This is a genomic window from Enterococcus pingfangensis, assembly GCF_005405205.1.
GTDB lineage: Bacteria > Bacillota > Bacilli > Lactobacillales > Enterococcaceae > Enterococcus_A > Enterococcus_A pingfangensis.
On sequence record NZ_BJDP01000014.1, the window covers coordinates 1 to 25,529 of the forward strand.

At 40.7% G+C, this 25,529-nt stretch carries 22 protein-coding genes; 5 read left to right on the forward strand and 17 right to left on the reverse strand.

Annotated features, from left to right (window positions below; genetic code table 11):
• Positions 1-415: 415 nt before the first annotated feature.
• Together FFM63_RS08610 and FFM63_RS08615 are read right to left on the reverse strand one after the other, a co-directional pair.
• Positions 416-1,612 carry a 3D domain-containing protein gene (locus FFM63_RS08610; RefSeq protein WP_137609886.1) on the reverse strand — a complete coding sequence of 399 codons (1,197 nt, stop codon included), beginning with the start codon at positions 1,610-1,612 and terminating at the stop codon, positions 416-418.
• 195 nt (positions 1,613-1,807) lie between these two features.
• The gene (locus tag FFM63_RS08615; RefSeq protein WP_137609887.1) at positions 1,808-2,593 is read right to left on the reverse strand and encodes a putative ABC transporter permease; all 786 of its coding nucleotides are present in this window, start codon (positions 2,591-2,593) and stop codon (positions 1,808-1,810) included.
• A 235-nt stretch (positions 2,594-2,828) separates the two neighbouring features.
• Between FFM63_RS08615 and FFM63_RS08620 the strand changes: the two genes are divergently transcribed.
• Positions 2,829-4,553 carry an ABC transporter ATP-binding protein gene (locus tag FFM63_RS08620; RefSeq protein WP_137609888.1) on the forward strand — a complete coding sequence of 575 codons (1,725 nt, stop codon included), beginning with the start codon at positions 2,829-2,831 and terminating at the stop codon, positions 4,551-4,553.
• Complete coding sequence (locus FFM63_RS08625; protein ID WP_137609889.1) at positions 4,550-6,304, forward strand: ABC transporter ATP-binding protein; 1,755 nt, start codon at positions 4,550-4,552, stop codon at positions 6,302-6,304. The genes FFM63_RS08620 and FFM63_RS08625 overlap by 4 nt, the downstream gene beginning before the upstream one ends.
• Positions 6,305-6,368: 64 nt before the next feature.
• On the opposite strand, the gene FFM63_RS08630 is transcribed toward FFM63_RS08625, so the two are convergent.
• The 9 genes from FFM63_RS08630 to FFM63_RS08670 all read right to left on the reverse strand — a co-directional run bounded on the left by FFM63_RS08630 (position 6,369) and on the right by FFM63_RS08670 (position 15,996).
• Positions 6,369-7,598: an MFS transporter gene (locus tag FFM63_RS08630; protein WP_137609890.1), complete on the reverse strand. Its 1,230-nt coding sequence runs from the start codon at positions 7,596-7,598 to the stop codon at positions 6,369-6,371.
• 156 nt (positions 7,599-7,754) lie between these two features.
• Positions 7,755-8,930 carry a glycoside hydrolase family 3 protein gene (locus FFM63_RS08635; RefSeq protein WP_137609891.1) on the reverse strand — a complete coding sequence of 392 codons (1,176 nt, stop codon included), beginning with the start codon at positions 8,928-8,930 and terminating at the stop codon, positions 7,755-7,757.
• 187 nt (positions 8,931-9,117) lie between these two features.
• Positions 9,118-9,822 (reverse strand): helix-turn-helix domain-containing protein, encoded by a 705-nt coding sequence (locus FFM63_RS08640; protein WP_137609892.1) that lies wholly within the window; start codon positions 9,820-9,822, stop codon positions 9,118-9,120.
• A 168-nt stretch (positions 9,823-9,990) separates the two neighbouring features.
• Complete coding sequence (locus tag FFM63_RS08645) at positions 9,991-10,602, reverse strand: hypothetical protein (protein ID WP_137609893.1); 612 nt, start codon at positions 10,600-10,602, stop codon at positions 9,991-9,993.
• Positions 10,603-10,691: 89 nt separating this feature from the next.
• Entirely contained in the window at positions 10,692-11,645 is a 954-nt protein-coding gene (gene trhO / locus FFM63_RS08650) for an oxygen-dependent tRNA uridine(34) hydroxylase TrhO (RefSeq protein ID WP_137609920.1), read from the reverse strand.
• 162 nt (positions 11,646-11,807) lie between these two features.
• Entirely contained in the window at positions 11,808-12,911 is a 1,104-nt protein-coding gene (locus FFM63_RS08655; RefSeq protein ID WP_137609894.1) for a 5-methyltetrahydropteroyltriglutamate--homocysteine S-methyltransferase, read from the reverse strand.
• Positions 12,912-13,315: 404 nt separating this feature from the next.
• Positions 13,316-13,777: a PTS sugar transporter subunit IIA gene (locus FFM63_RS08660; RefSeq protein ID WP_137609895.1), complete on the reverse strand. Its 462-nt coding sequence runs from the start codon at positions 13,775-13,777 to the stop codon at positions 13,316-13,318.
• 24 nt (positions 13,778-13,801) lie between these two features.
• Positions 13,802-15,301, reverse strand: a complete 1,500-nt coding sequence (locus FFM63_RS08665) for a PTS transporter subunit EIIC (RefSeq protein ID WP_137609896.1) — start codon at positions 15,299-15,301, stop codon at positions 13,802-13,804.
• Between the two features lie 2 nt (positions 15,302-15,303).
• A complete protein-coding gene (locus FFM63_RS08670) occupies positions 15,304-15,996 on the reverse strand; it encodes an N-acetylmannosamine-6-phosphate 2-epimerase (protein WP_137609897.1) in 693 nt (230 codons plus the stop codon).
• A 147-nt stretch (positions 15,997-16,143) separates the two neighbouring features.
• Between FFM63_RS08670 and FFM63_RS08675 the strand changes: the two genes are divergently transcribed.
• On the forward strand, positions 16,144-16,962 hold the full coding sequence (locus tag FFM63_RS08675; RefSeq protein ID WP_137609898.1) for a MurR/RpiR family transcriptional regulator: 819 nt from the start codon (positions 16,144-16,146) through the stop codon (positions 16,960-16,962).
• 72 nt (positions 16,963-17,034) lie between these two features.
• Here FFM63_RS08675 and FFM63_RS08680 read toward each other — a convergent pair whose 3' ends face one another.
• The 4 genes from FFM63_RS08680 to FFM63_RS08695 form a co-directional block, all read right to left on the reverse strand.
• Positions 17,035-18,117, reverse strand: a complete 1,083-nt coding sequence (locus FFM63_RS08680; protein ID WP_137609899.1) for a DUF3089 domain-containing protein — start codon at positions 18,115-18,117, stop codon at positions 17,035-17,037.
• A 133-nt stretch (positions 18,118-18,250) separates the two neighbouring features.
• Positions 18,251-19,126 (reverse strand): 16S rRNA (adenine(1518)-N(6)/adenine(1519)-N(6))-dimethyltransferase RsmA, encoded by an 876-nt coding sequence (gene rsmA, locus FFM63_RS08685; RefSeq protein WP_137609900.1) that lies wholly within the window; start codon positions 19,124-19,126, stop codon positions 18,251-18,253.
• The gene (gene rnmV / locus FFM63_RS08690; RefSeq protein ID WP_137609901.1) at positions 19,123-19,686 is read right to left on the reverse strand and encodes a ribonuclease M5; all 564 of its coding nucleotides are present in this window, start codon (positions 19,684-19,686) and stop codon (positions 19,123-19,125) included. The genes rsmA and rnmV overlap by 4 nt, the downstream gene beginning before the upstream one ends.
• Positions 19,679-20,455 carry a TatD family hydrolase gene (locus FFM63_RS08695; RefSeq protein WP_137609902.1) on the reverse strand — a complete coding sequence of 259 codons (777 nt, stop codon included), beginning with the start codon at positions 20,453-20,455 and terminating at the stop codon, positions 19,679-19,681. The genes rnmV and FFM63_RS08695 overlap by 8 nt, the downstream gene beginning before the upstream one ends.
• Before the next feature lie 200 nt (positions 20,456-20,655).
• Between FFM63_RS08695 and FFM63_RS08700 the strand changes: the two genes are divergently transcribed.
• On the forward strand, positions 20,656-21,246 hold the full coding sequence (locus FFM63_RS08700) for a hypothetical protein (RefSeq protein ID WP_137609903.1): 591 nt from the start codon (positions 20,656-20,658) through the stop codon (positions 21,244-21,246).
• A 276-nt stretch (positions 21,247-21,522) separates the two neighbouring features.
• Entirely contained in the window at positions 21,523-22,035 is a 513-nt protein-coding gene (locus tag FFM63_RS08705; protein ID WP_137609904.1) for a type 1 glutamine amidotransferase domain-containing protein, read from the forward strand.
• 178 nt (positions 22,036-22,213) lie between these two features.
• On the opposite strand, the gene FFM63_RS08710 is transcribed toward FFM63_RS08705, so the two are convergent.
• The gene (locus FFM63_RS08710; protein ID WP_137609905.1) at positions 22,214-22,615 is read right to left on the reverse strand and encodes a hypothetical protein; all 402 of its coding nucleotides are present in this window, start codon (positions 22,613-22,615) and stop codon (positions 22,214-22,216) included.
• Between the two features lie 817 nt (positions 22,616-23,432).
• Entirely contained in the window at positions 23,433-25,442 is a 2,010-nt protein-coding gene (gene metG, locus FFM63_RS08715) for a methionine--tRNA ligase (RefSeq protein ID WP_137609906.1), read from the reverse strand.
• Positions 25,443-25,529: the final 87 nt, after the last annotated feature.

The window sequence follows — 25,529 nt, forward strand, 5'->3', positions numbered from 1 at the left end:
TATCGAACACCTTTGGAAGTATTTTTGAGTTACGTAAGTATTGATGATTTGTCTAACTTAATTTGACAATTAAGATATATTTAAAAATAATATTTTATGCGTAAAAATTACATTAAAATAATTTAATTATGCAAAATATCTATTAAAAAAGGCTGGTTCCCGCTTTGTTATCGGCTTTTTTCGGTATCAGCTAAAGTATTTGTGAAAAAACTGATTTTTTCAATCTATTCCTCAAGATTTTCTTTGAACCTGAAAAAGCTGATTGTGCATCCAGCAATCAGCTTTATTGGCAAACTATTTAATGATTCGGAATCGTTCGCTGCACTTTGCTTTAATGATCAGATAAAATAAGAACCCGACTTGTAACTATTAAAAAAGAACCGTTTGAATTTAAAAATTCAAACGGTTCTTTCATTTAACTAATAACTGTCACTGTGACAGAGCGGCGGCCCCATTGGATACACTCTTCAACAGTTGAGAAGTGGCAGTCGATAATGTTTCCTTTGATCGCGCCGCCGGTATCGCCCGCAATCGCAATTCCGTACCCAGAGACTTCCACCATTGATCCTAGTGGGATGACGCTTGGATCGACCGCGACGACTTGCGGATTTTGGCGTAAATCGATTCCCATCGCCGTAAAGTAAGTATTGACTGACTCCGCGCAAGAATACGCAGTCGATTCCATTTGCAGGGTCCGACCAGAAGTTGTCGGCGTGCTTGGTTCAGCCGGCTTTTCGGCTGCCGGTTTTGGTTGTTCACTTGTCGTCGTTTGTTGTGAACTAGCTGGTTTTGAAACTTGTGAAGCTGCCTGTGAAGCAGCTTGCGCTTTTTCTTGTGCTGCTGCAACTTTGGCTGCTTCCTCTGTTTTTTTCGCAGCTGCGGCTTGTGCAGCCTTTTCTGCTTGAGCCGCTTTTTCGGCTTTCGCTTCTTTTTCCGCTTGCGCTTTTTGCGCTTTTTCAGCAGCTTCCCGGGCTTTCTCGACTTCTTTGTCTTGGCTGATTTTTTCTAAACTTGTTTTATTATCGGCCAGTTCTTGTTTTAAATTCGCCATTTTATTGTCCAGTTTAGTCGTTTCAGCTTCAAGACTTTGGCTGTCTTTTTTTAGTTGTACTTGTGTTTTTTCTTGCGTAACTTTCAACTCGGTCAATTTATCTTTAGCTTCGCCTAAGCTGGCTACCTTTGTTTTTTCTGCATTTTGGATCACTGACATCGCAAATGCCCGGTCCAGAAATTCGCCTAGATCTTTGGCTTCCAATAATGCCGTGATGGAACGATTGGTCATACTATTGACTTGCGCCGTTTTCATCCGTTCAGCGATTGCTAGTTTCCGCTGCTCGATCTTTTGCTCGGTTTCTGTAATATCGGTTTTTATTTTTTTCAAAGTCGCCTCATTTTGGCTGATCTTTGTTCGAATATCATTGACTTCTTGATATTTTTCATTGACATCATTCAATGCGATCTGTAATTCTCCGCTGATTTTATCGCTTTGACGAGTGATCGCAGATTCTTTTTTATCTAATTCATTCAGTGACTCTGCTTGTGCAAAGACTGGTAAAAGTACGTTAGCGCCTAACAACAGTGTCGCTGCGAACCCAAACATTTGCTTTTTCACTTAAAAAGTCCACCTTTCTATTTACCCTTCGTTATTATACGAAAAAAAAGATGGCTTTTTGTTTCAGCAATATTACATTTCATTACAAAATAAAGTGATTTTAAATACATCGCAGCCTATTTTATTTTAGCTACAGAAAAAAGATTATTCCCGCAAGCATCGCCAGAACAATCTTTTTGTCATGTTTTTGTAATATTATTTTTTCCGCAACTCTTTAGCCAACTGCCGAATCTCTGCTAAAGGACCTATTATATCTTTTGATTTCATATTTGGGAAACCATTCAAAAAGCGGCGTTCTTGAAAATTCAACTTAGGTAATTGCTTGCGCCACTCTGGTTGTTCCTTGAGTTCTGTCAGCCATTGACGATTTTGCAAACGCTCCTCTGCCGCGACTTTCAATTCACCAAAGTCAGAAGAAAGCTGTTCTTTTTTGTCTTGGATCGTCAAATTCATCTTGTTGATTGCTTGGCGTAATGAAGCTAGGTTGGCTAAGGTAAAACCTAAATCAAAGCTCGTAATCATCAATAAGATCATTGGCAGAAAAATACCAAAACGCTGTTGCCATTCGGTAATCAGGTTCATTAGATACGGATTTAAAACACGGACAATGAAAACGCAGGCCAATCCCCAAAAAATCGATACCGGTACTGCAACTCGGCCGTTGATATTCAACGGTACGTCTTTATAATCCCAGAGTGATAAATGAAAGATTTTTTCCAATAGAAAACTCGTGAGATATTCTAATACCGTCACTAATAGTAGTGCTAAGACAAACAGCAAGACGAGATTCTGCTGGTACGGCTCGATCAAGTATAAAACGCCGACGACTCCAAAACCATAAATCGGCGTGATCGGGCCCAATAAAAAACCGCGATACACAAAATGTTTCGCTTTGAGCGAACAATAGACCGTCTCCCACAACCAGCCGATCAACGAATAACAAAAAAATAATAGCACTACGTTGGTAAATTCTCGTTCCATTTTATGCCCCCTATTCTCGAACTCAATTATTCCACGGATAACAAGAAAATGCTAGTTTTTACAAATCACTTAGCTGAGTTTGAAAACTTTCCCAATCAGCTAACATCTTACCCCAAAAGAACTGCTCGAAATTTCGGCTTTCAGCGTTTAACTTTCGGAACAGTTTGACAAATACGTTACAATAGAAGCAATTCTATTTTACGTGTCAGCTATTTTATTTATTGGAGGAACGAATATGTTTCAACTTTTACGTTATGCTAAAAATTATCGCAAGGAGATTATCCTCGGCCCTTTTTTCAAATTCTTAGAAGCCGTCTTCGAACTGATCTTGCCGTTATTCATGGCCCGCTTAGTCGATGAAGGCATCGCGCAGCACGATCAAGAAAAGGTAATCGAGATGACAATCGCTATGTTGGGACTATCGCTTGTCGGTCTGATTTGTGCGCTGATCTGTCAATATTATGCGTCGATTGCCTCGCAAGGATTCGGAACAGTTCTGCGAAATCGTCTGATGGAAAAAATCAATCGTTTTTCACATCAAGAGCTGAACCGCTTTGGGACGGATACTCTGATCACTCGTATGACTAACGACATCAATCAAATGCAAGGTGCTTTAGCGATGTTGATCCGCTTAGTCGTTCGTGCGCCTTTTTTAAGTATCGGTTCTGTCATTATGGCTTTTTATATTGATTGGCAGATGGGGCTCATTTTCTTGATTTTATTGCCGCTGTTTTGTCTGATTTTATTTTTGATTATCCATTTTTCAATTCCCTTATACAAAAAGATCCAGCAAAAATTAGATCAATTGAATCAGCTGGTCACTCAAAATCTAAGCGGTGTGCGGGTCATTCGCGCCTTTGCTCGAACAAAGACCGAGACCGATCATTTTACTAAAGAAACCGAAGAAATCTCTCGTTTGAATCAAAATGTTGCGAATATCTCGGCACTACTTTCTCCTACTACGACTTTGATCATGAACGCTGGTGTTGTCGCTTTGCTTTATTTTGGCGGTTTTAAAGTAAATATTGGACACTTGGAACAAGGACAGATTTTAGCTTTGATCAATTATATGAATCAAATGCTCTTAGCTTTGATCGTCGTCTCAAACTTAGTCATTCTTTTTACTCGGGCAGCAGCGTCAGCCAATCGAATCAATGAAGTTTTTGCCACCGATTCAACGTTGATCGATTCTGGTACCGTACACCAAACAGCTGAACAAGCTCCATTAGTTGTATTTGATAATGTAGACTTTCGTTATACTGAAAAATCAGGACTAGCTTTGCAGGCTGTTTCTTTTACTTTGGAAAAAAATAAAATTCTTGGCATTACCGGCGTGACTGGCAGCGGCAAATCGACGTTGATCAGTTTGATCCCACGATTTTATGATACCGCTGCAGGAGCGATTTATTTTGCCGGCAGCAATGTCAAAGACTGGTCGTTAGACAATTTACGTTCAATGATCGCGCTCGTTCCACAAACCGCTGTTTTATTCAGCGGAACGATTCGCGAAAATCTGCAATGGGGAAAACCCAATGCCACCGATGAAGAATGCTGGGCGGCACTGGCTACCGCTCAAGCCGCTGAATTTGTTGAAACACTGCCGGAGGGTTTAGATACTGTCATCTTAGAAAATGGGAAAAACTTTTCCGGTGGACAGCGGCAACGTTTGACGATTGCCCGCGCGTTGATCCGCAAACCAAAACTTTTGATTCTAGATGATTCCTTGTCTGCTTTGGATTATCAGACTGATTTAGAGTTGCGGCAAGCGTTAAAACGCGATCTAGATTGCGGCGTCATCATTATTTCCCAGCGCCTTCGCTCGCTTCAAGCTGCTGAAACGATCTTGTTGCTGGATAATGGGAGAATTGCGGCTCAGGGCCGCCACGGAGAACTCTTGCAAACTTCTGAACTTTATCAAGAGTTGGTCGAATCTCAAGCAGAAAGCGAGGCACTCCAATGATCAAAAAGAATTTCTTTCGTTCGTTAAAATTGTTTCTTCCTTATCTTGCGGCTTATCCGAAAGAGTTGATCGCTGCGATTGTTTTAGGCATCGCCAGCGGGATCACTTCTGTATTGATGACTTATTATATCGGGGTAGCTGTCGATCAGATGGTCAATCAAGGTGCCGTGGATTTTGAGCGGCTCTTTCAGATTCTTCAATTGTTTATCGGAATCTTTTTAGTGACGGTCGTCAGCCAATACTTTATTCAACGTCTAGGAAATACTGTCGCCTTTGATTCTGTCGCTAAATTGCGGGAAGAAACTTTTGCTCATCTGAATCGATTGCCTTTAAGTTATTACGATCAAAGTTCTAAAGGTGATATCGTCAGCCGTTTTACGAATGATATGGATACTATTTCGACTGCAATTTCAGCCGTTTTTAATCAAGTCTTTTCTGGAATGACTGTCGTTTTAGTCGCTTTAGTCTTTATGTTATTTCTTAGCCCATTGCTGACATTAGTTGTCTTAGCAGCGACACCTATCATCTTTTTATTGACGTATATCGTTGCTCGAACGTCTCAGCAATACTTCACTAGCCAGCAACAATTAGTCGGTTCGATCTCAGGTTTCATTACAGAAATGGTCGGCAATCAAAAAATCGTCAAAGCCTTCCAGCGTGAAGAACAAAACCAAGTGAATTTCGAAGCGTTGAACCAAGAATTATATGTGCGGGGTCAAAAAGCTCAGTTTGCTTCTGCCATAACCAATCCTGCTTCACGTTTTGTCGATCATCTGGCCTATTTGACCGTGGGACTTGTCGGAGGGTTATTAGCGTTGAAAACAAACAGCGATGTGACGATCGGGATCATTTCCAGTTTCACGATCTATTCCAGTCAATTCACCAAACCTTTTATCGAACTTTCTGGGATTACGATCCAAATCCAAACAGCGGTCGCCGGGCTTGATCGTTCATTTGAATTATTAAAAGAACCGATCGAACAAGCAGATGATCCTGCTGCACATGTATTGTCTACAGCGGAAGGAAAAGTTGTTTTTGATCAGGTGGCTTTCTCCTATCAAAAAGATCAACCGCTGATTGAAGACTTCAACTTGACTGTTGAGCCGGGGGAAACGATCGCGATCATCGGAAAAACCGGTGCCGGAAAATCGACCTTAGTGAATTTGCTGCTGCGTTTTTATGAAGTCGATCAAGGCAAAATCACAATCGATGGGACCGACATTCGCCAATTGACCCGCGACAGCTTGCGCCGGCAATTCGGGATGGTCCTGCAAGAAACATGGTTGTTAGACACTAGTTTGCGAGCAAACTTACGCTACGGTCGGAAATCTGCAACCGATGAAGAAATCTACGCGGCTTTAAAAGATGCCTACATGTACGATTTTGTCATGCGCTTACCTGACAAATTGGACACACTTGTAGGTGAAGCGGGAATCAAACTTTCTGATGGTCAACGACAGTTATTGACCATTGCTCGCACCATGATCAGCCGTCCAGCCATGCTGATCCTTGATGAAGCCACTAGTTCTGTCGATACGTTGACCGAACAAAAAATTCAGCGGGCTTTTCTCGCTATGATGAACGATCATACGAGTTTCGTCATCGCTCATCGCTTATCAACAATCCAAAATGCCGATCAGATCCTTGTACTCGATCACGGGAGAATCGTCGAGATCGGTCAGCATCACGAACTCCTGCAAAAAAACGGCTATTACAAAAAGCTCTACCAAGCCCAATTTTCTCAAAGCTGATGAACCTTTCAATAGAATCATTACAACTATTTCAAGTTGCAGACAAAAAGAATCAGCAGGCAAATTAACTCGCCTGCTGATTCTTTTTTACCCTCGCTCGACGGTAAAACGCCAAACATAAAAGACTGATGATTAGTGTTAGAAAACCTGAAATCAAGAACCACCGAGCAATTCCAAATTTTTCTGATAAAGGTCCAGCCAACAATAGACCAATCGGCATCGCACCTGACATCACACTGCCAAATAGTGAAAAGACGCGTCCTAATTTTTCTGGCGGGACTGTTTCTTGTAAGTAAGAAGTAAACGGAATATTGTATAGATTCCCAACACCGCCCATCAAGACACAGAAGAAAATGAACAGCCAATAACCAGTTAGATTTGCCGGAGCTAATCCGCTGCCGATAAATGTAATAGCCAAACCGACATTTGCTAGTTGAGAAGCTAGTAATTTTTCTTGCCAATTCTTCTTTATTCCGATCAAAAAGGCACTGAGCATCATTCCAACAGCATAAGAAAATTCAACTATACTGGCAAACCAGGCCGATAATTCAAAGTGCACATTTGTCATCAAAGGAAATAAAACGCCCAATGGCAAATAGAAAATCATAATAAAAAAGGAGAAGAATGTCACTACTAACAGCGGCGGATCTTCTTTAAAGACAGCAAAACCAGCCTTTAACTCTTTCAAATAATGTTGCATACTTTCTTCACTGCGCGGAACATCGGGAACTTCAACGATCCATAACGTCACACAGGCTGCTAAAGCACCAATCAAATCCGTTAACAAAATCAGCCATAAAGGCATTACAGCAAACATTGCTGCACCTATAACCGGACCTAACATAAACGCACCGGATTGCAAAAATTGATTCCAACTATTCGCTTGGACCAACTCTTCTTCTGGGACTAATAATGGGACAATTGCTTGAATCGAAGGTGTGTGAAAAACATTTGCCAACGCTCGTAAAAACAATGCTGCGATCACAACTAAATAGCCCGGATTTCCTAATAAAAACCAAAAGGATAAAACGAGTGCGACTAGACCCATGAATAAATCCGCAAAAATCACAATATATTTTCGCTTCAGTCGATCAAGCCAAACACCGACAAAAGGTCCTAAGAATAGCTGAGGCAAATACGCCGATAACCCGGCTAAAGACAGCATGATCGCTGATTTTGATTCGTTAGTCAGCCACCAGATCAGGGGAAATTGGACGGCGGAACTTCCAATCAAAGATACCGTCTGACCAGATAAAATTGTTAAATATTTTTTTCTCCATTGTTGTTTTTCCATAATTGCTCCTTTGTTTGTCGTTTGAACAAACAAGAAGTTCGTCAAACGCTGATTATTTGATCACTAGTTCGTTTCTCAAGCGAATAGAATACATAAAAATCCCTCCTAATTTATAATAATTTTTCTAGTGCCATTAATTATTTCGCTTTTCGTCTGCTACTGCTTAATTGTCTCCATCAAACCTAATTCGATTTTCCACTTCAATAAACGGGCAACTGATTGATCCAATTGCTCTTCACTGTATTCTCCATTTTGGATAGCAGTTAAAACATAGGGAATCTGCGTGCTGTAACTTGAAGATAAAATTAGATCATTTCCAGCTTTTAACGCTTGCAATCCAGCCTCTTCTTGAGAAATAAAGTTTGCCAGCCCCGCCATGTCCATATCATCTGTCATGATTACGCCAGTAAATCCGAGCTCGTTGCGAATCACATCATGTACCGGTTTTGAGATTGAAGCGGGGAAATCCCCGTCAATGGCTTTAACAATATTATGAGAAACCATGATGCTGTCAGCACCTGCTTTGATTCCCGCTTCAAAAGGCAAGAAATCATTTTTTCGTAATTCCTCTATTGAACGATCATCCGTCACAATTTCCACATGAGAATCACGATTATTGCCATAACCTGGAAAATGTTTCAATGTCGAACCAAGTTTTTGTTTTTTCATTGCTTCCACGCTTAATTTGACATACTGACTAGTTCCGGCCGCGTCCATTCCAATCGTTCGATCATAGATAAATGATTGCGGGTCTGTTGATACATCCGCATCCGGAAACATTCCCAACTGAATGCCTAACTCCGAAAAAACTTGGGCTTTCCGATCAATTTCTTGAGTGATACTTTCCCAGCCGTTTTCTTTGTACAACGCTTGCGGACTTTTAAAAGCCGGCGAGACGATTTGATTTCTGCTTAAACGGCTAACGCTGCCACCTTCTTCATCTGATCCGATAAACAGCGGCGTTTTGCTGACTGACTGATAACTTGCGATGGCTTGCTTTACTTCAGCTTGGCCTTTGCCTTCCATGTCGCGATCAAACAGCAAATAACCGCCGAGATGATACGTTTGGATATCCGCCACTTGGTTTTGCTCCGGCACACGGGCCATGAATAGTTGCCCGACTTTTTCTTCCAACGTCATTTCTTGCATTAGTTGATTAACTTCTTCAGTCACTGTCAATTCCGTTTTTGTAGATTCGGATGTTTGCGTTTCTGCTATTGAGTCCGTTGTTTTGCTCGATTTAGTCGCTGGCTTCGAACCTGAATTTCCACAAGCGGCTAAAAGTACGACCGCCGACAAAACCATCAAACTCACCAAAATATTTTTTTTCACTTTTCTTACTCCTTAGTTAAAATAATTGTTCGATTCCAGTACCTCAAATTTTCGTTCATTTAAAAGGTACAAGCATATGAACTAGGATATGATTCATTTTAGCATAGCTGGCAGAAAGAACGCAGCGTTTTAAGTTTGCAAATGAAAAAGTGCCAAGAAAAAGCAGGATCACTTTTTCTCGACACTACTATTTATTCAGAATCGCGCCTTCTTTTCGAATACGATACCCTTTGCCCCAAATCGTTTGAATAACTTCGCGATCCATTTCAAGTGTTTCCAGCTTTAATTTGATATTTTTTATCAAAGAAGACAGCTGAGCTAAACGAGACTGCGAAACATTGCCCCACAACGATAGGCACAACTCGTCACGAGAAATGATCTCGCCGCATTGATTACGCAATTTCTCCAAGACTTGCAGCTCAAGTGAAGATAGATTGACCAAGGTCAAAGCTGAAAGTCCTTGCTCTTTTTCAGCGATGGTTTCTTTTTCCGAAATAATCGGCGTAAATGTCCGAACGCGATATTGCGCAGCCACTTCTGCCAACTGCTCACGCAATGATTCGACTGAGTCGCTGTTTTGGACCGCCCCGCTCAACCCATGTTCTTTTAATGCCGCGCGTTCATTCTCAGTGATTGGATGATCCACTTCGCGTAAAATACTTTGTCCTCGATTGCTCAGTTTAGGCAGCAGCCATTCCATCTCATAACTTGAGATTGTTTCACCAATAATAATGATTGGAAAGTGATCCACTAAATCTGTCATTCGCCCATTCATTTGGAGCTCATCTAAAATACTGGTAGAACAAAAAACCTCATAATTTAAATATTGCAATTTATTAGTGATAATTTCTTCTGCTAAAATATTTTTGGTCAAAACTAAAACTCTGATCATCTAGCCACCCTCATTTTCTAATTAATAATGATTATGACTAGAATATAACTTAAATTTCAGCAAATAAAAGGTCTTTTTTTAGATGATATAAAATAAAATTATGAACATTTCAAACTATCTCGTTTTTATTAATTTGAAATAAAGAAAAACCATGATAATAATCATGGTTTAAACGATTGCTTTTTTCAATTTCTTTTCCTGTTTGATTGCTTTTTCAAAGATTGGCAAGTTGAACTGCTTGTACAACGCACCTGCCACAAAGTAAGCGATATTGAAATCAACCAAGCTGTGGATCAATCCGCCAACTCCCATCAAGAGAAAAATCGTATACAGATAACCTTGCGAATAAAAAGTATCTGGCATATTCCCCATGAAATAAAAAGCTGAGACTACAAGCATTTCAGCAACCGCATGAATGCCGCCGATCACTAAATTGAAAACTTGGAAACGGCCATTTGCTAACGTGAATTTTCCATTTTTCAAAACGATCTCAGGATGTTTTTGCAAATATTTTGCGCCAATCACCGCAAAGATCAAATGAGAGAACGCCCGTAACGCGATAATGGGTGTCGTTGAGATAAAAAAGCCAAACGTCGTTCCAAAAACGACCGCAATCGCAACTAACGGTGAGAAGAACATCGCAATAAATACTGGTACGTGGCTCGCTAAAGTAAATGATGCTGGTCCGATCACAATTTTTGGCATGACCATTGGGATCAAGATCCCCAATCCAATCAATAACGCCGAGATCGTCAAATTTCTAACAGAATTATTTTTCATTTCATCCTCCTTGATATGTCAAGACACTTAATTCGTTCCTAAGTTTAGTTTAAAAAAGCGGATGTGTCAAGACAGCTAGGAGACCGATATCAATTCTTTTGTGCTTTTTCTAAAAAATCCAGCTGATCCGCCCATTTGCTCGCTGGCAATTGATGATTTTTTACGTAACGATTTTTCGAATGCTTTGCGCATTCGATCGAGCACGCACCTAAATATTTCTCTTCGTTTTCTTCAGAAACAAGAAACTGACGATTGCACTCAGGATTGCTGCAATTGATGTAGCGCTCACAAGGGCTTCCGTCAAACCACTCTTTCCCGATAACTTTTTTATCCACTTGATTGATTTCTACGCCAATCCGCTCATCAAAAACATACATCTTTCCATCCCAAAGTTCGCCGCGAGTTTCCTCATCTTTTCCATAAGCTGCGATTCCGCCATGAAGTTGGGCGACATCTTCAAAACCCTCTCGCAGCAGCCAACCAGAAAATTTTTCACAACGAATCCCGCCGGTACAATACGTTACGATTTTTTTATCCATAAATCGTTCCTTATTCTCGCGGATCCATGCTGGCAATTCGCGAAAATTATGGATCTCAGGACGAATTGCTCCGCGAAAATGACCTAGATCATATTCATAATCATTGCGAGCATCAATCACGACAGTATCTTCGGCGAGCAAAGCCGTACGAAATGCCTGCGGTTCTAAATATTTTCCCGTCAGTTGCTGAGGATCAACGTCTTCAGTTAAATGCAATGCCACCAATTCGGTTCGTGGACGGACAAATAATTTTTTGAACGTATGACCGTCGCTCTTATCTATTTTAAAATAAGTATTTTTAAAACGTTCATCCGACAATAACTGCTGCATATAGCGATCCGTCGCTGCTTTTGTTCCTGAAAGTGTCCCGTTAATTCCTTCTGGAGCAACTAATATGCGGCCTTTGATCCCCAAACTACGGCAAAAAGCCAAGTGCTCTTTAGCAAACATTTCCGGCTCTTCAATTTTTGTATAGTTATAATAAAGCAAAACACGATAGTCCATCATGATTTTCCTCCTCTTTCATTCTTTTCTTACTATAGGAGATGAAAATCATTTTTTCGAACTTCGTGCTTGTGGATCTTTTTACAAAATGAGATTGCGACAGAAGTGGGCAGCTTCAAGAAACAAGGGGCGTGACAAGACTTTTGTCACACCCCCGCTTCGCTAATCGTTCCAAACTTCTTTCGCCGTTTCGATTACTAGTTTCAATTTTTTCCATTGATCTGCTTCGGTGACTTTATTTCCTTCATGAGTAGAAGAAAATCCGCATTGTGGACTTAAACAAAGCTGCTCCAAAGGAACAAACTCAGTCGCTTCTTTGATCCGGTGTTTCAAGACGGTCTTATCTTCTAATTCAGGTGACTTCGTAGTAACTAAGCCTAAAACGATTCGCTGATCATGGATATTTTTCAACGGTTCAAAGCTGCCAGAACGTTCGTCATCAAATTCTAAGAAGAAGCCGTTGAATTGGGTGATGGACAATAAACGTTCAGCGATTTTATCGTATGAACCATTGTACAGCCAATGAGATTGGAAATTTCCTTTGCAAAAATGGAAGGTTACTACTAGATCAGTAGGCTTATCAGCCAAAACGGCTTCTGTTATATCACCAAACTCTTGGATCAATTCGTCTGGATCATAGCCGTTGTTTGCGATCAATTCGCGGAATCGGTCATCAAATAGTCCGCCCCAGCTAGTATCGTCTAATTGTAAATAGCGGCAGCCGGCATCATAAAAAGCTTGAATTGCCGCTTGATAAGTAGCGATTAAATCTTGAATAAATTCTTTTTTGTCAGCATACACAGGCTGTTCATGATATTGTTTCGACAGGATGAAAGAATCTAAAAAAATCATGTTAGGTCCAGGGATCGTTTGTTTGGCAACGGTCTCGCCCGCCTGTTCCTTTGTAAATTTAAAATGAGCTAAAAACGGATGCGCAGGATCAAATGACAGCGGACCACTGACAAAAGTTCCCTGTGCTTCAGTGGTGATCCCGAAAGCTGTCGTCTCGAAATCATAAACAGTGATCCCATTAAGTCCCGCAATGAAATCTAGATGCCACCAGCGCCGCCGAAACTCGCCATCCGTCACTGCCTGCAATCCGATTTCTTTTTGCTTTTGGATTACTTTGCGGATCTCTTCATCTTCAACTTTAGTTAATGCTTCTTTTGTGATCGTTCCTTGTTTGAACGCTTCACGCGCCTTTTTCAACTTCTCGGGTCTTAATAAACTGCCTACTTGATCAAAACGAAATGGAATCTTACTCATACTATCTTCCCCTTTTTTAAATAATAAAAAACCCTTAGACAGCTAAAAACTGTCTAAGGGTATAATAGATATACGTTACCACCTTAATCCACAGTGTTCTCACGAGCACCGCCTCGACAAGTACCCCAAACTGGGAGACTCCTGTTGTTTAACGGAACCTTTCCGTATCTTCTTAACTAGTCAGAAAATCCACTCAAAAGCCATTTTCAAAATAATTGCGTTCCATCTCTTTTCAGCTGCCGAGACTCTCTGCTGGAAATCGTTATCTCTACTTTCTTTCTCATCGTGTTTTAATATTATTATAAGGTAAGAATAACTGGTCCACATTCTTTTGTCAAACCCTTTTTATCTACGAATAGTCGATGCAATAACTTAAAAACGACTGAATTTGAAAATGTACTAAATTATCTTTTTAATAATTCACCGTGTGCAACCTGTTTTTTATCCAGTGTATCAAAACTTTCTCCGCCATTTGTCAGCAACGTTAAAACAACATCGTCTTTTCCGACTGCTCGAATCTGCTCAAAATCAGCCTTAACTAATAATGTCGTTTCATCAACTATTTGCCCCACTTGAACTAAGACCTCAAAAGGACGTCCTGCTAATTCAACGGTGTCTAATCCGATATGAAGCAGCACTTCTGTACCCGATTTACTCGTTAAACCAATCGCATGCTTCGTCTGGAAAATCGTCGTTACTACTCCTTTGATCGGTGAGTAGATCTTTGTTGAAGTTGGTTGAATCCCAAAACCTTCGCCCATCATTTTTTGAGAAAAAACAGGGTCTGAAACAGCTGTCAATGGGACGAAAATACCATCGACAGGTGTAAAAAAAGCGGTCTTTTTTTTCTTAAATCGTTCAAACATTACTTTTTGCTCCAATCTTTGATATTAATCATCGCGCCCTAATAACTGATTGATCTCTTGACTGTATAAATCGGCTTTCCCGCCAAAAACGGCTTGGATCCCGCCTTGGACTTCGAAGACAGCCGTTGCACCAAGTCTTTTGAATACTGATTGTTGAACTTTCTCTCCTTGTTTTACAGCGACTCTCAAGCGTGTTGCGCAGGCCGTGACTGTTTCGATATTTTCATCGCCACCTAGTGCTTCAATGATCTGCCAAGATTCTTCCTGCAAAGTTTTTGAGCCAAAGTCAGCTGGTTCATCAGAAAATTCTTCTTCGGTCATTCCTGGAATAGCTACGCGGAATTTTTTGATACAGAAACTAAATACAAAGAAATAAATCAACGCCCAGGCAATCCCGAATGGAATGACTTTCAGCCAATTTGTTTTATCATTTCCTTGTAGAACACCAAATAATAAGAAATCGATCAAGCCGCCAGAAAATGAATTTCCGATTCGAATATTTAAAATGTCCGCAAAGTAAAATGATAAACCATCTAAGAATGCATGAATGACATACAGCCATGGTGCAACAAATAAAAACATGTATTCAATCGGTTCAGTAATTCCAGTTAAGAAAGAAGTCAACGCGCCGCTAAAATATAAGCCGCCGTTTTTCTTCCGATTTTCTTTTGGAATCGCACGATACATCGCATAACAAGCCGCCGGCAATCCAAACATCATCGTCGCGAAACGTCCGGCAAAAAAGCGTGTTCCATAAGTGAATAATCCCGTATGGCTAGAATCTGCCAGTTGAGCAAAAAAGATATTTTGTGCGCCAGCTATTGATTGGCCGGCAACCGTCTCTACGCCGCCTAATGAAGTGTACCAAAACATTGGGTAAATCGTGTGATGCAATCCTACCGCACCAGTCAAACGAAGCAAGAATCCATAAAAGAATGTACCAATGCTGCCCATTTGCGCAATTTGCTGTCCTACTACAACCAGCCCATTTTGAATCGGCGGCCAAATCAGATAAAAAACACAGCCGATTGCAATCGCACTAAAAGAAGAAACGATCGGGATAAAACGCGAACCGCCAAAAAATCCTAAAAATTGCGGAAGCTCAATTTTTCGATAGCGATTATGCAAGAATGCGACGGTCCCACCAATCACAATCGAACCAACTACCCCAGTGTCGATACTGGCATCTTTGCCTGCAAATAATTCTAATAAGCCGCTGATCGTCGCAGTATAAACTAAAAATGCTACGCCCCCGGCTAAGCCAGCTGTCCCTTTGTCGCCTTTAGCAAGACCGACTGCAATTCCGATTGCAAAGATTAGCGCCAGATTCGCAAAAACAGCATTCCCAGCAAAACTCATCACGCTGAGGATCGTTTGCAGCCACGGTTGATCTAAAAAGGGATAGGCAGCGACTGCACTTTTATTCGTCAGCGCGCCGCCTAGTCCCAATAACAGACCGGCCGCTGGTAAGATAGCAATTGGCAGCATAAATGCCCGCCCTAACTGTGAAAATTTCTTAAACATTGTTATTCTCCTTTCTTGGTCAACGCTTGGATGAAACGTGCTGCAATTTCTTTTGGTCGAGTGATCGCGCCGCCAACAACAATTCCTGCCGCTCCCAGATTTTGAATCTTCTTCGCTTCTTTCGGCGTATGGATCTGTCCTTCCGCAATCACTTGAATATCTGCAGCAACTAACGCTTTGACTAATTCCTCACTGGATGAAGCCGCGGCTGCTGTGTATCCTCTTAAAGTTGTTCCCACAAAATCGATCCCTGCTTGCCAAGCATTGATTCCTTCTTCATATGTCGCAATATCAGCCATCAACAATTGATCAGGATACTTTGCTTTGATCTGTTGGATAAATTGATTGATCGATTGTCCATCTGGCCGCTTTCGCAACGTACAGTCAAGCGCAATAACTTCAACTCCTGTGGCTGCCAACGCATCGATTTCTTTCATCGTAGGTGTGATAAATACTTCTGAATCTGGATACGTCTGCTTAATGATCCCAATGATCGGCAGCTCGACTTTTTCTTTGATTTGTAAAATATCTCGCACCGTATTCGCTCGAATCCCAACTGCGCCTGCTTCTTTTGCCGCCAAGGCCATCAATGGCATGATCCCGCCTTCTACTGTATAGAGCGGTTCCCCCGGCAAGGCTTGGCAAGAAACGATCAAGCCACCTTTGATTGCATTCAAAAACTCTTTTTTCTTCATACTCCATTTTCACTCCAATTTTTAAAATATCATGGATTATTACTCCAAAAATATAGCATGCGCTTTCAAAAAAGTAAATAGCAAATGAAAAAAAAACTTTTTTGACGTATAATTCAAGTTGACAATGTATTCACAAAAGGAGAACAAATGTCCATTACTTATACGATCCATGAGAATTACTCAACTTTGACAAAATCCGAAAAAAAAATCGCCGACTATATTTTGTCCAGCGGAGAAAAAATTGTTTATAGTACGATGAGCGATATTAGAGCAGCGGCAAATGTTGGCGATGGTACGATCATTCGTTTTTGCCAAAAAATTGGTTTTTCAGGTTTCTCTGATTTAAAAATAGCGATCGCGAAAGAAGATTTCAGCAAGCAGCAGGAGAATTCGCAAGCGGCAGATTTTTTTGAAAAACGTACGCTGACGATCAACAAAGCATTGCAAACAACCAATCAGCGGTTAGATAGCGACAAACTGACTCAAGCCGTTCAATTGATCACCCAAGCAAAGCAAATCTATATTTTCGGCGTCGGTTCAAGTGGAAATACCGGTAATGATCTAGAAGCGATGTTATTGCGCGTAGGCGTTCAGGCACGCTCAGTTGTTGATCCACATTTTCAAGCGCAGATTGCTTCACTATTGACTGAACAAGATCTAGTCATCGGTTTTTCACTTTCTGGAAGAACTAAAGACACGTATGATTCATTAAATATCGCGAAAAAAAATCACGCGAAGATCCTCGCGATCACCAATTATTTACTCTCGCCCATCGCTCAGCTGGCAGACATCGTCTTGCAAACGGCAATCGAGGAATTTTTAGACGGCGCTTCATTGGCAGGAAAAATCTCGCAATTGTATTTATGCGATCTGCTTGTCCAAAAGTATGAAGTTGAGAATAACGTGAACTCCGTTGAACTAAGAGAAACTGTTCTCCGCTCAATTTTGGATAAGAGCTTGGATTAAATAATCTGATACTAAAATAAAAAAACGCTCAAACCATTTTCAAGGTTTGAGCGTTTTTTTAGTTGATAGACTTTATTGCGGATGGGCCGCAAAGTATTGCGCTTCGCGATTTTCTGCGTTTTGCTGCAGATTGTAGTAATAGAAACTAATATCATTATTTAAATACGATCCCGCTGGATAAAGCTCGCGAGTGCTTTCCGGCATTTCATACTCGGCTTGGTCCACTGTTGAAGAAACGACTAAACCTCTTGTGGTATCGACGGTTGCGTCAGCAAGATTCATGACTTTCGTATAATCGCCAGATTCACTGCGGACATAAGAACCTAAGTTTTCCTCAGCTGTTGCTGGAGTACCGTCTGTTTTCCAATTGATTGGATTGATCGCTAGCGCCCCGTCATCCCAGGTTGGTAATTCACCGGAAAAATTAGGAGCAACTGTGTTATAGGATACTACGACACCCGTATCATCTGGTCCTGTCGCAAATTTCACTTGTGGATTGTCATTCATCTCTTGTTGGGTAACCGATTGACCTAGGACATAAGCTGCAATCATTCGGTCGCTGACCCCTGGATTATTTTTGAAATAATCATACATGATCGCTTTGATCATCCGAGCCCCTTGCGTGTGGCCGACTAAAATAAATGGACGATTGTTATTTTCATGTTTGATATAATAATCAAACGCCGCATACACATCGGCTTTAGGTACACCGTCAACATATTCAGTCTGTTCCGCTTTTGATTTTGAATACAGCCAATTAGCATCTAACTGACGGTAATACGGCGCAAAGATATTGCCGCTTGATTCAAAGGCAGATCCTTGACTAGCTAAAAACACTTGTGCCCCAGCCTGCATTGATGCGTCGCCAATTTTAGCGATAGGGGATGAATTTTTATTTTTTTGGGCATAAGCTGTTGGATACAACATGAAGACATCTGCTTGACTCGTGATTTCAGTTGGCTTAGCTAGCCAGTTATCCGAATTGCTGTAGTCGCTAGCTTTGATCGTCTCCCCAGCTTTTTTCGGTTCTACTTGTTTGATCGACGTTTTACGTGTCTCTTGTTTCGTTGTTTCTTTGTTATTCATAGTAGTGTAAGCGTAATAGCCGCCAGCACCAAGTACGATCACGATTAATCCAATGATAATTTTTTTCATTGTGTCCTCCAAGAATAGATTTATGTCTTCTATTATAGGCGAGTTTCGTTTTGTATGGCAAATTTTGTGTGGATTTAACGAAATAAAAAGAACTGAAGCGAGTAAAAAAGCAGAAAATTTTTAAACGAGCGGCTTATTTTTTATTGGCTTCCAGCGCATTCGACAAGCGAGCGAATTCTTCCAGCGAAAGGGTCTCGCCACGACGTTTCGGGTCGATCTCTGCTTGTTGCAAACTGCTTTCCAACCAACTTTTAGCCGCGTCATCTTTGCCGTAGCTGTTCAATAAATTATTCCATAATGTTTTGCGCCGCAAGATAAAAGACGCCTTGGTCAATTTGAAGAATTCGGCTTCGTTGGTTACTTCAACAGCCGGTGTTTTGCGGCGGACTAACCGTAAAATTGCCGAGTCGACATTAGGCTGCGGGATAAACACGGTCTTAGGCACGATAAAAGCCGTCGTCGCTTCCATATAATATTGGACAGCGATCGATAGGGATCCGTAAGCCTTTGTTCCTGGTTTAGCTGATATTCGATCTGCGACTTCTCGCTGCATCATAACGACCAGTTCATCAACAATAAGATCGGATTCTAAAATATGCATCATGATCGGAGTCGTGATGTAATACGGCAAATTGGCCACAACTTTGATCGGACCTGTTTGATCAAAATAATCGGTTTCTTTTTTCAGATCAACTTGCAAAATATCTTGATGTACGACTTTGACATTGTTATAAGGACTCAATGTGTCGGCTAAGACTGGGATCAGTCGATCATCAATCTCAAAAGCCAAGACTTGATGCGCTGCACGCGCTAAATGTTCTGTTAATGCGCCGATTCCCGGACCAACTTCGATTACATTAGTATGTTCATCGATTTCAGCCGCAGCGACGATTTTTTGTAAAATATTAGGATCCGTCAAGAAATTTTGACCGAGACTTTTCTTAAATGAGAATCCGTGTTTTTGTAAAATCTCGCGGGTTCTCGAAGGTGTTGCTATGTCTTTGTTCACAAGTTTTCCTCTACTTTCCTCATTGCCATCTGCAATTGTGCTTCGGTGATCCGAAACATCGCTAACCGTTTTTCCAATTGTTTGGCATTCGTGTAGCCGATTTTCAATTCATCGCCTAACCGTTCCCGCCGTTCACGGGCTTGAGCTCCCGCTATTAAACCATAATCTAACAGTGTTTGTCTAGCTATTTTGAAGTCATCATCAGCCGCGGGTGTCACGACTTTGTGCAGCGCTTCAATAATCGCTTCGTCGCTAGCATGTTCAACGCCTAGACTGCTACCGCGTTTTTGCGGTGCCGCCATCCGTCGCGATAAAAAGGCGTGCTGGGCATCGGGAATAGCCTCCATGATTGTTTTACGAATCTTTTCCCCCGAAAAATCAGGATCTGTAAAGACGATCACGCCGCGGGTTTCTTGTGCATGCTCGATTTGTTCCAAGATTGATTCATCGATCGCTGATCCGCGCGTCTCAATCGTATCGACATCATAGACTTCTTTTAAACGTTTTGTATCGTCTTTTCCTTCAACGACAATGATTTCTTCGATTCGTTCTTTAGCCATGTGCTGGGATCCTAAACAGCCGATGAGCATTTTGAGTCGTTTGGTACGCGACTTCTTCTAACGGTAAATTCCGCAATTCCGCAATTTTCTCAACGACATAACGTGTATAACCGGGTTCGTTCCGCTTGCCGCGATAAGGCATTGGCGCCAAATAAGGCGCATCGGTCTCTACTAATAATTTATCGATTGGCACGATTTTTGCCGCTTCTTGCACATCCAGCGCTTTTTTGAATGTCACTACACCGGAAAAAGATACGTGCATCCCTAAATCTAAAAAGCGTTTCGCCCATTCTCCGCTGCCGCTGAAACTATGCATGATCCCGCCGATATCGCGAATGTCCTCTTCTTGTAAAATCTGATAAGTGTCTTCCAATGCATCGCGTGTGTGGATACTGATTGGAAGGTTCATTTCTTTTGCGATAGCAATTTGCCGACGAAAAATTTTGGCTTGGACTTCTTTTGGGTCTTCCATCCAATAATAATCAAGACCAATCTCCCCTAATGCAACGACTTTCGGCAGTGTCAGCTTCTTGATCAAATCTTCTTCAATTTCTTTAGTGTAACTTCCCGCTTCGGTTGGATGCCAGCCGATGATGGAATAAATTCCATCGTATTGTTGATTTAACTCCAAACTTTTTTCAATCGTCGGTGTGTCAAAACCCACGACTGCCATCTCTGTCACACCAAGCTCACGAGCGCGTTCAACGGTTTCTGGAATCTCGTTTTCAAATTGTTCCGCATTTAAATGCGTATGTGAATCAAAAATCATTTAAAATCCTCCTACTTCGCTAACTTATTTTCTAAAAGTCTCCTCTGACCTCTTCTCTAAAATCAACTTATTTTAACACAATCCGCAAAAACTAACGAAAAATCTAGCCAGCTTTGTCCAAAAGTCTACGATGAAATCCGCCAAAAGTCGGATGTTTCCGACAAGGTTTCGCTCTATACTACAACTAAAGGAGGGCTCCTATGCTTAATTTCCAACAAGAATTTCCTAAAACTGCCCGCTACTTAAAACAAAAATATCCCAGCAAGGAACCATTGAATAGTTTCTGGCATTGGGCGACATTGGCTTTATTTAGTTTGCTGTGTGTGGCCGCGATCAAACAGCAGTTGTTGCTGATCGGAATTTTGGTACTCTTTTCCGCCTTAATCAAAGGACCAGGAATTTTATTTTTCGGCGCGCTTTATTCTTTTTTAGTCAGTCTGTTTCCACCGATTGGAATCGTTCTTTCCGCACTTTTCTTCTTATTAAATATTCGTTTATTAACTAAAAGCTGGCGGGTGAATCTAGTCACTTCCCTATTTTATTTGTATCCCCTAGGGTTGAGTGTGCTTCGCTCCTTGACACAGTGGGATGCACCTTGGCAAATCGGCCTTGAACTATTACCCGGATTGTTATTATTGCATTTTGTATTGCTGCAAGTGTATTATTTCCATCCAAATGTTCGCCAAGTCGCTTGGACGATTTTAGCTACACCATTTGAATTGCTTTCACTTATTTTGCCAAAACGCTTTAAAAAACTATTTCGGACGCCATCGCAAGCAATGAAACATTAGTCGTTAAGAAGACTTCTTCTTAGCGGCTTTTTTGAATGTGACTTGCATTTAGCTAAACTCGATACTGCTTCAAGTTCGTAACAGTCACTGAAATCATTCAAATCTCTTATGTTGTTTCACTAAAAACTGACGAGTTGAGCAATTGTTTCTCACAAAATTCCTGTTGGAAATTCAGTTAAAAAAACTTATTTTTTTGAAGAAATAAAACGAATTAATTGAATTGTTGCTAGGAATCGATTAGGCTGAAATTAACAAATAGGAAAGGAAGTCGAATCAATGACCAAAAAAATTGCTATTCTCGCAACCGATTTAGTAGAAGATATTGAACTAACCTCTCCAAAAGAAGCCCTTGAAAAAGATGGAAACGAAGTGACTTTGATCAGCTTTGAAGCTCAAAAAGAGATTACCGGTAAAAAAGGAACCAAATTTACCAGTGATAAAGGGATCGATGAAGTGAAGCCAGCAGAATTTGATGCCTTACTGATCCCTGGCGGATTTTCACCCGATCAACTGCGCAGCGATCCGCGTTTTGTTTCGTTTGTCGCCTACTTCTTAGAAAAGGACCGACCGCTGTTTGCAATTTGCCACGGTCCGCAGTTATTCATTCAAACTGGCTTGACCAAAGGACGCACAATGACCGCTTATACGACTGTTCGCCCCGATATCGGTTACGCTGGTGCCACAGTCAAAGATGAGCCGGTCGTCGTCGATAGAAAATTAGTGACCAGCCGGACACCGGATGATCTGCCGGACTTCAATGAAAAAATGCTCGAAGTCTTGCATGCCTGATTCTTTGCCAAAAAAGATATAAAAAAGCCAAAAATCGCTGATCGATTTTTGGCTTTTTCGCTTGTTTTAACTGCGTCTGCATCAACCCTGAATCGTTTACAGACTTATTCTCGATAGGAGCGCGCTAGATTTCACATTCCTCTACGTTTTCGATTGATTAAAAAAATTCTGATTATTATTAGAAATAAAGATCTGAATCATTTTTGCTCAAAACTAAAAGTCGATGGATGATTGTATTTTCACCATAACTCGTATTCAAAATATAATCATGCCAATAGAATTTTTTTTCATGGACCAAATAATCTTCAAAATTTTCAGGAAATCCAGAAGCTAACTCACGAACTAAGAATGCCATCTTTGCATCCAAATCCATAACTTCTCTTAAATATTCAAGCTTATCATCCACATCTTCAGCTAAAAGTTGTTGCATTTGCTGCTGCAAAGATTGAAAGTAGTGATAAAATTCTTCAGGAATCTCTGTAGTTCTAACATCCGACAAAAAGTCCTTCCCTGACCACCGTTCTTCAGCCATGGCAAGTTTTTCGTCTAATGTACCTTCCCACAAGTAAGTCCATTTCATAATAATTTCCCCCAGAATAGTGCATATAACTGCTTATAAAATTAACCTTCATTCAATAAAACTTTGATAGGTAATATGTGAACATCAATTATTTCTTGTACATGGTATTTTTTAAATTAATAAAATAATTACCCATACTATCCCAAGTTTAGAATAGAATGATTTTATGCAATTATATAAAATAATTGCGCTTTATTCAAGTGGTACCGGATAAAAAGATGTTGATTTAACGGCATTTCATCCACTTTTTTAGAAATTTGGTATAATCAAAATAAATGGTATATTTTAATCAAATGGACGCATTTTGCGAATAGATTTAGAATAAAAACCGCTATAAAATGAACGATAGCCCACTCAAACTTGAGCGGGCTATCTAACTAATCAATATTTATTATTTTAAAGTTGAGGGTGTTGACTATTACTAAAATTAACTATTTCTCGTTTAAACGATGTATTCCCAATTCCTTCTAATACATCCTTGTAACCCTATAGTTACGCCAGTTTGATTAAATTTCATCAAAATGAGTTAAAATATCGCATAACAATTATCTTTCGTGTACTTGTATTATAGCAGATTTTTTAAACAGTTACGCAGATCGGAAGCTGTGCTTATTCAAATCTTTACTATTTCCAGTAAAAATATTCTCGGCTTTTTATAAAAAAAATCGTAATAGAAGCGGCGAGCTTCAAGAATAAGCAGGAATTGTTAAAAATTACTGTTTATTTTTTTGTAAAATTTCAACTTATTTCCGAAGCCGCGATTTCTCACTATTTTTTCAAAAAAAGAAGGACGTGACAAGCGTCACATCCTCCTAGTTTACCCAACGATCGCGCCGTTTGGCATCATTTTAGGGGCTTCTATTACTTTTAATGTTCCGTCTGGTGCTTCTGCTGACAAGATCATGCCTTGGCTGATCTCACCGCGCATTTTACGCGGTTTCAAGTTAGCTACGATCACTAATTTTTTCCCGACCAAAGCTTCTGGATCTGGATAAAATTGTGCGATTCCAGAAAGGATTTGCCGATCTTGGTCATCGCCGGCATCTAAACGGAATTGTAATAATTTATCCGCGCCTTCGACTGGTTTGCATTCCATGACTTCTGCGACCTTCAACTCGACTTTTTCAAACACATCAAATTTGATTTGTTTGTCTTTGACTGATACCAGTTCTGTTTCTTCTGGGTCCCATTTGATCTTTTCTTCTTCAGGTTGACCACCTTCAGTCATTTTTGCTTTGATATAAGCGACTTCTTCATCCATATCTAAACGTGGGAAGATCGGTTGGCCTTTTGGCGTCACTTTCGTATTTTCTGGAAATTCTCCAAAGTGGATCGTTGAAAGGTTCATCATTTCTGAATTCAAACCTAATTGATCAAAAATACGTTTTGGTGATTGTGTCATGATTGGCTGCAAGAGAATCGCTACGATCCGCAAACTTTCAGCTAAATGGACCATCACACTGTCAAGCTCAGCTTTGCGCTCTTCGTCTTTTGCTAAAACCCAAGGCTCAGTTTCATCGATATATTTATTTGCCCGCGAAACTAACGTCCAAACTTCTGCCAACGCCGTGTTGAATTCCATTTTGTCCATTGCTTCTCGGTAACGACTGACTACATTCGCAGCAGTTGTCGATAATTCACTATCAAATTCAGTGACTAATGATTTATAAGCCGGTACCGTACCTTCACAATATTTGTTGATCATTGCGATTGTCCGGTTCAACAAATTGCCTAAATCATTGGCTAGATCATAATTTACCCGCGAAACGAAATCTTCTGGTGTGAAGACGCCGTCTGAGCCAAATGGCACAGCCCGCAGCAAATAATAGCGCAATGCATCAAGACCATAGCGCTCCACTAACATCTCTGGATAGACTACGTTCCCTTTTGATTTCGACATCTTGCCGTCTTTCATCATCAACCAGCCGTGGCCATAAACTTTTTTCGGTAACGGCAAATCGAGTGCCATCAACATGATTGGCCAGTAGATCGTATGGAAACGAACGATTTCTTTTCCTACCATGTGAACGTCAGCAGGCCAATATTTTTGGAATAGACTGTCGTCATCTGACCCATAACCTAAAGCGGTGATATAGTTTGATAACGCATCGATCCAAACATACACTACATGTTTTGGATTCGCATTGACTGGGATCCCCCACTTAAAGGTCGTCCGTGAAACAGCTAAGTCTTCTAAACCTGGCTTGATGAAGTTGTTGACCATTTCATTTTTACGTGACTCTGGTTGAATAAATTCTGGATGATTATCGTAATATTCCAATAAACGATCCGCATATTTACTCATACGGAAAAAGTAAGATTCTTCACGAACCAATTCAACTTCGTGACCGCTTGGAGCTTTTCCGCCGATCACAGTGCCTTCTTCATCACGGTAGACTTCAGCCAGCTGTGTTTCTGTAAAATATTCTTCATCTGAGACTGAATACCAGCCTTCATATTCACCAAGATAGATATCGCCTTGATCCAATAACTGATCAAAAATCTTTTTGACCGCCGCTTGATGATAATCATCCGTGGTCCGAATGAATTTATCGTAGCTGATGTCCAGCGTCTTCCATAATTTCTTGATGTCCGTTGCCATTTTATCTACATATTCTTGAGGTTCTACGCCAAGTTCATCGGCTTTCTTTTCAATTTTTTGTCCATGTTCATCAACCCCGGTCAAATAAAACACATCAAAGCCCATCATGCGTTTATAGCGAGCGATCGCGTCACAGGCAATCGTTGTATAAGAATTCCCAATGTGCAGTTTGCCACTAGGATAATAAATTGGCGATGTGATATAAAACGTTTCTTTCTCTGCCATAAGGCTCCTCCTTTAAAAATAGTTTCCTACGTAGTATACCACAAAACAACTAGCGATTTTGGAAAAAAATACCCGTCGATCAGAATC

Bases quoted from the DNA above. Each gene is read 5' to 3' on its own strand.
- FFM63_RS08615 (WP_137609887.1), bottom strand. From the start codon at position 2,593: ATGGAACGAGAATTTACCAACGTAGTGCTATTATTTTTTTGTTATTCG.
- FFM63_RS08620 (WP_137609888.1), top strand. From the start codon at position 2,829: ATGTTTCAACTTTTACGTTATGCTAAAAATTATCGCAAGGAGATTATC.
- FFM63_RS08625 (WP_137609889.1), top strand. From the start codon at position 4,550: ATGATCAAAAAGAATTTCTTTCGTTCGTTAAAATTGTTTCTTCCTTAT.
- FFM63_RS08630 (WP_137609890.1), bottom strand. From the start codon at position 7,598: ATGGAAAAACAACAATGGAGAAAAAAATATTTAACAATTTTATCTGGT.
- FFM63_RS08640 (WP_137609892.1), bottom strand. From the start codon at position 9,822: ATGATCAGAGTTTTAGTTTTGACCAAAAATATTTTAGCAGAAGAAATT.
- FFM63_RS08645 (WP_137609893.1), bottom strand. From the start codon at position 10,602: ATGAAAAATAATTCTGTTAGAAATTTGACGATCTCGGCGTTATTGATT.
- trhO (WP_137609920.1), bottom strand. From the start codon at position 11,645: ATGGACTATCGTGTTTTGCTTTATTATAACTATACAAAAATTGAAGAG.
- FFM63_RS08655 (WP_137609894.1), bottom strand. From the start codon at position 12,911: ATGAGTAAGATTCCATTTCGTTTTGATCAAGTAGGCAGTTTATTAAGA.
- FFM63_RS08660 (WP_137609895.1), bottom strand. From the start codon at position 13,777: ATGTTTGAACGATTTAAGAAAAAAAAGACCGCTTTTTTTACACCTGTC.
- FFM63_RS08665 (WP_137609896.1), bottom strand. From the start codon at position 15,301: ATGTTTAAGAAATTTTCACAGTTAGGGCGGGCATTTATGCTGCCAATT.
- FFM63_RS08670 (WP_137609897.1), bottom strand. From the start codon at position 15,996: ATGAAGAAAAAAGAGTTTTTGAATGCAATCAAAGGTGGCTTGATCGTT.
- FFM63_RS08675 (WP_137609898.1), top strand. From the start codon at position 16,144: ATGTCCATTACTTATACGATCCATGAGAATTACTCAACTTTGACAAAA.
- FFM63_RS08680 (WP_137609899.1), bottom strand. From the start codon at position 18,117: ATGAAAAAAATTATCATTGGATTAATCGTGATCGTACTTGGTGCTGGC.
- rnmV (WP_137609901.1), bottom strand. From the start codon at position 19,686: ATGGCTAAAGAACGAATCGAAGAAATCATTGTCGTTGAAGGAAAAGAC.
- FFM63_RS08695 (WP_137609902.1), bottom strand. From the start codon at position 20,455: ATGATTTTTGATTCACATACGCATTTAAATGCGGAACAATTTGAAAAC.
- FFM63_RS08700 (WP_137609903.1), top strand. From the start codon at position 20,656: ATGCTTAATTTCCAACAAGAATTTCCTAAAACTGCCCGCTACTTAAAA.
- FFM63_RS08705 (WP_137609904.1), top strand. From the start codon at position 21,523: ATGACCAAAAAAATTGCTATTCTCGCAACCGATTTAGTAGAAGATATT.
- FFM63_RS08710 (WP_137609905.1), bottom strand. From the start codon at position 22,615: ATGAAATGGACTTACTTGTGGGAAGGTACATTAGACGAAAAACTTGCC.
- metG (WP_137609906.1), bottom strand. From the start codon at position 25,442: ATGGCAGAGAAAGAAACGTTTTATATCACATCGCCAATTTATTATCCT.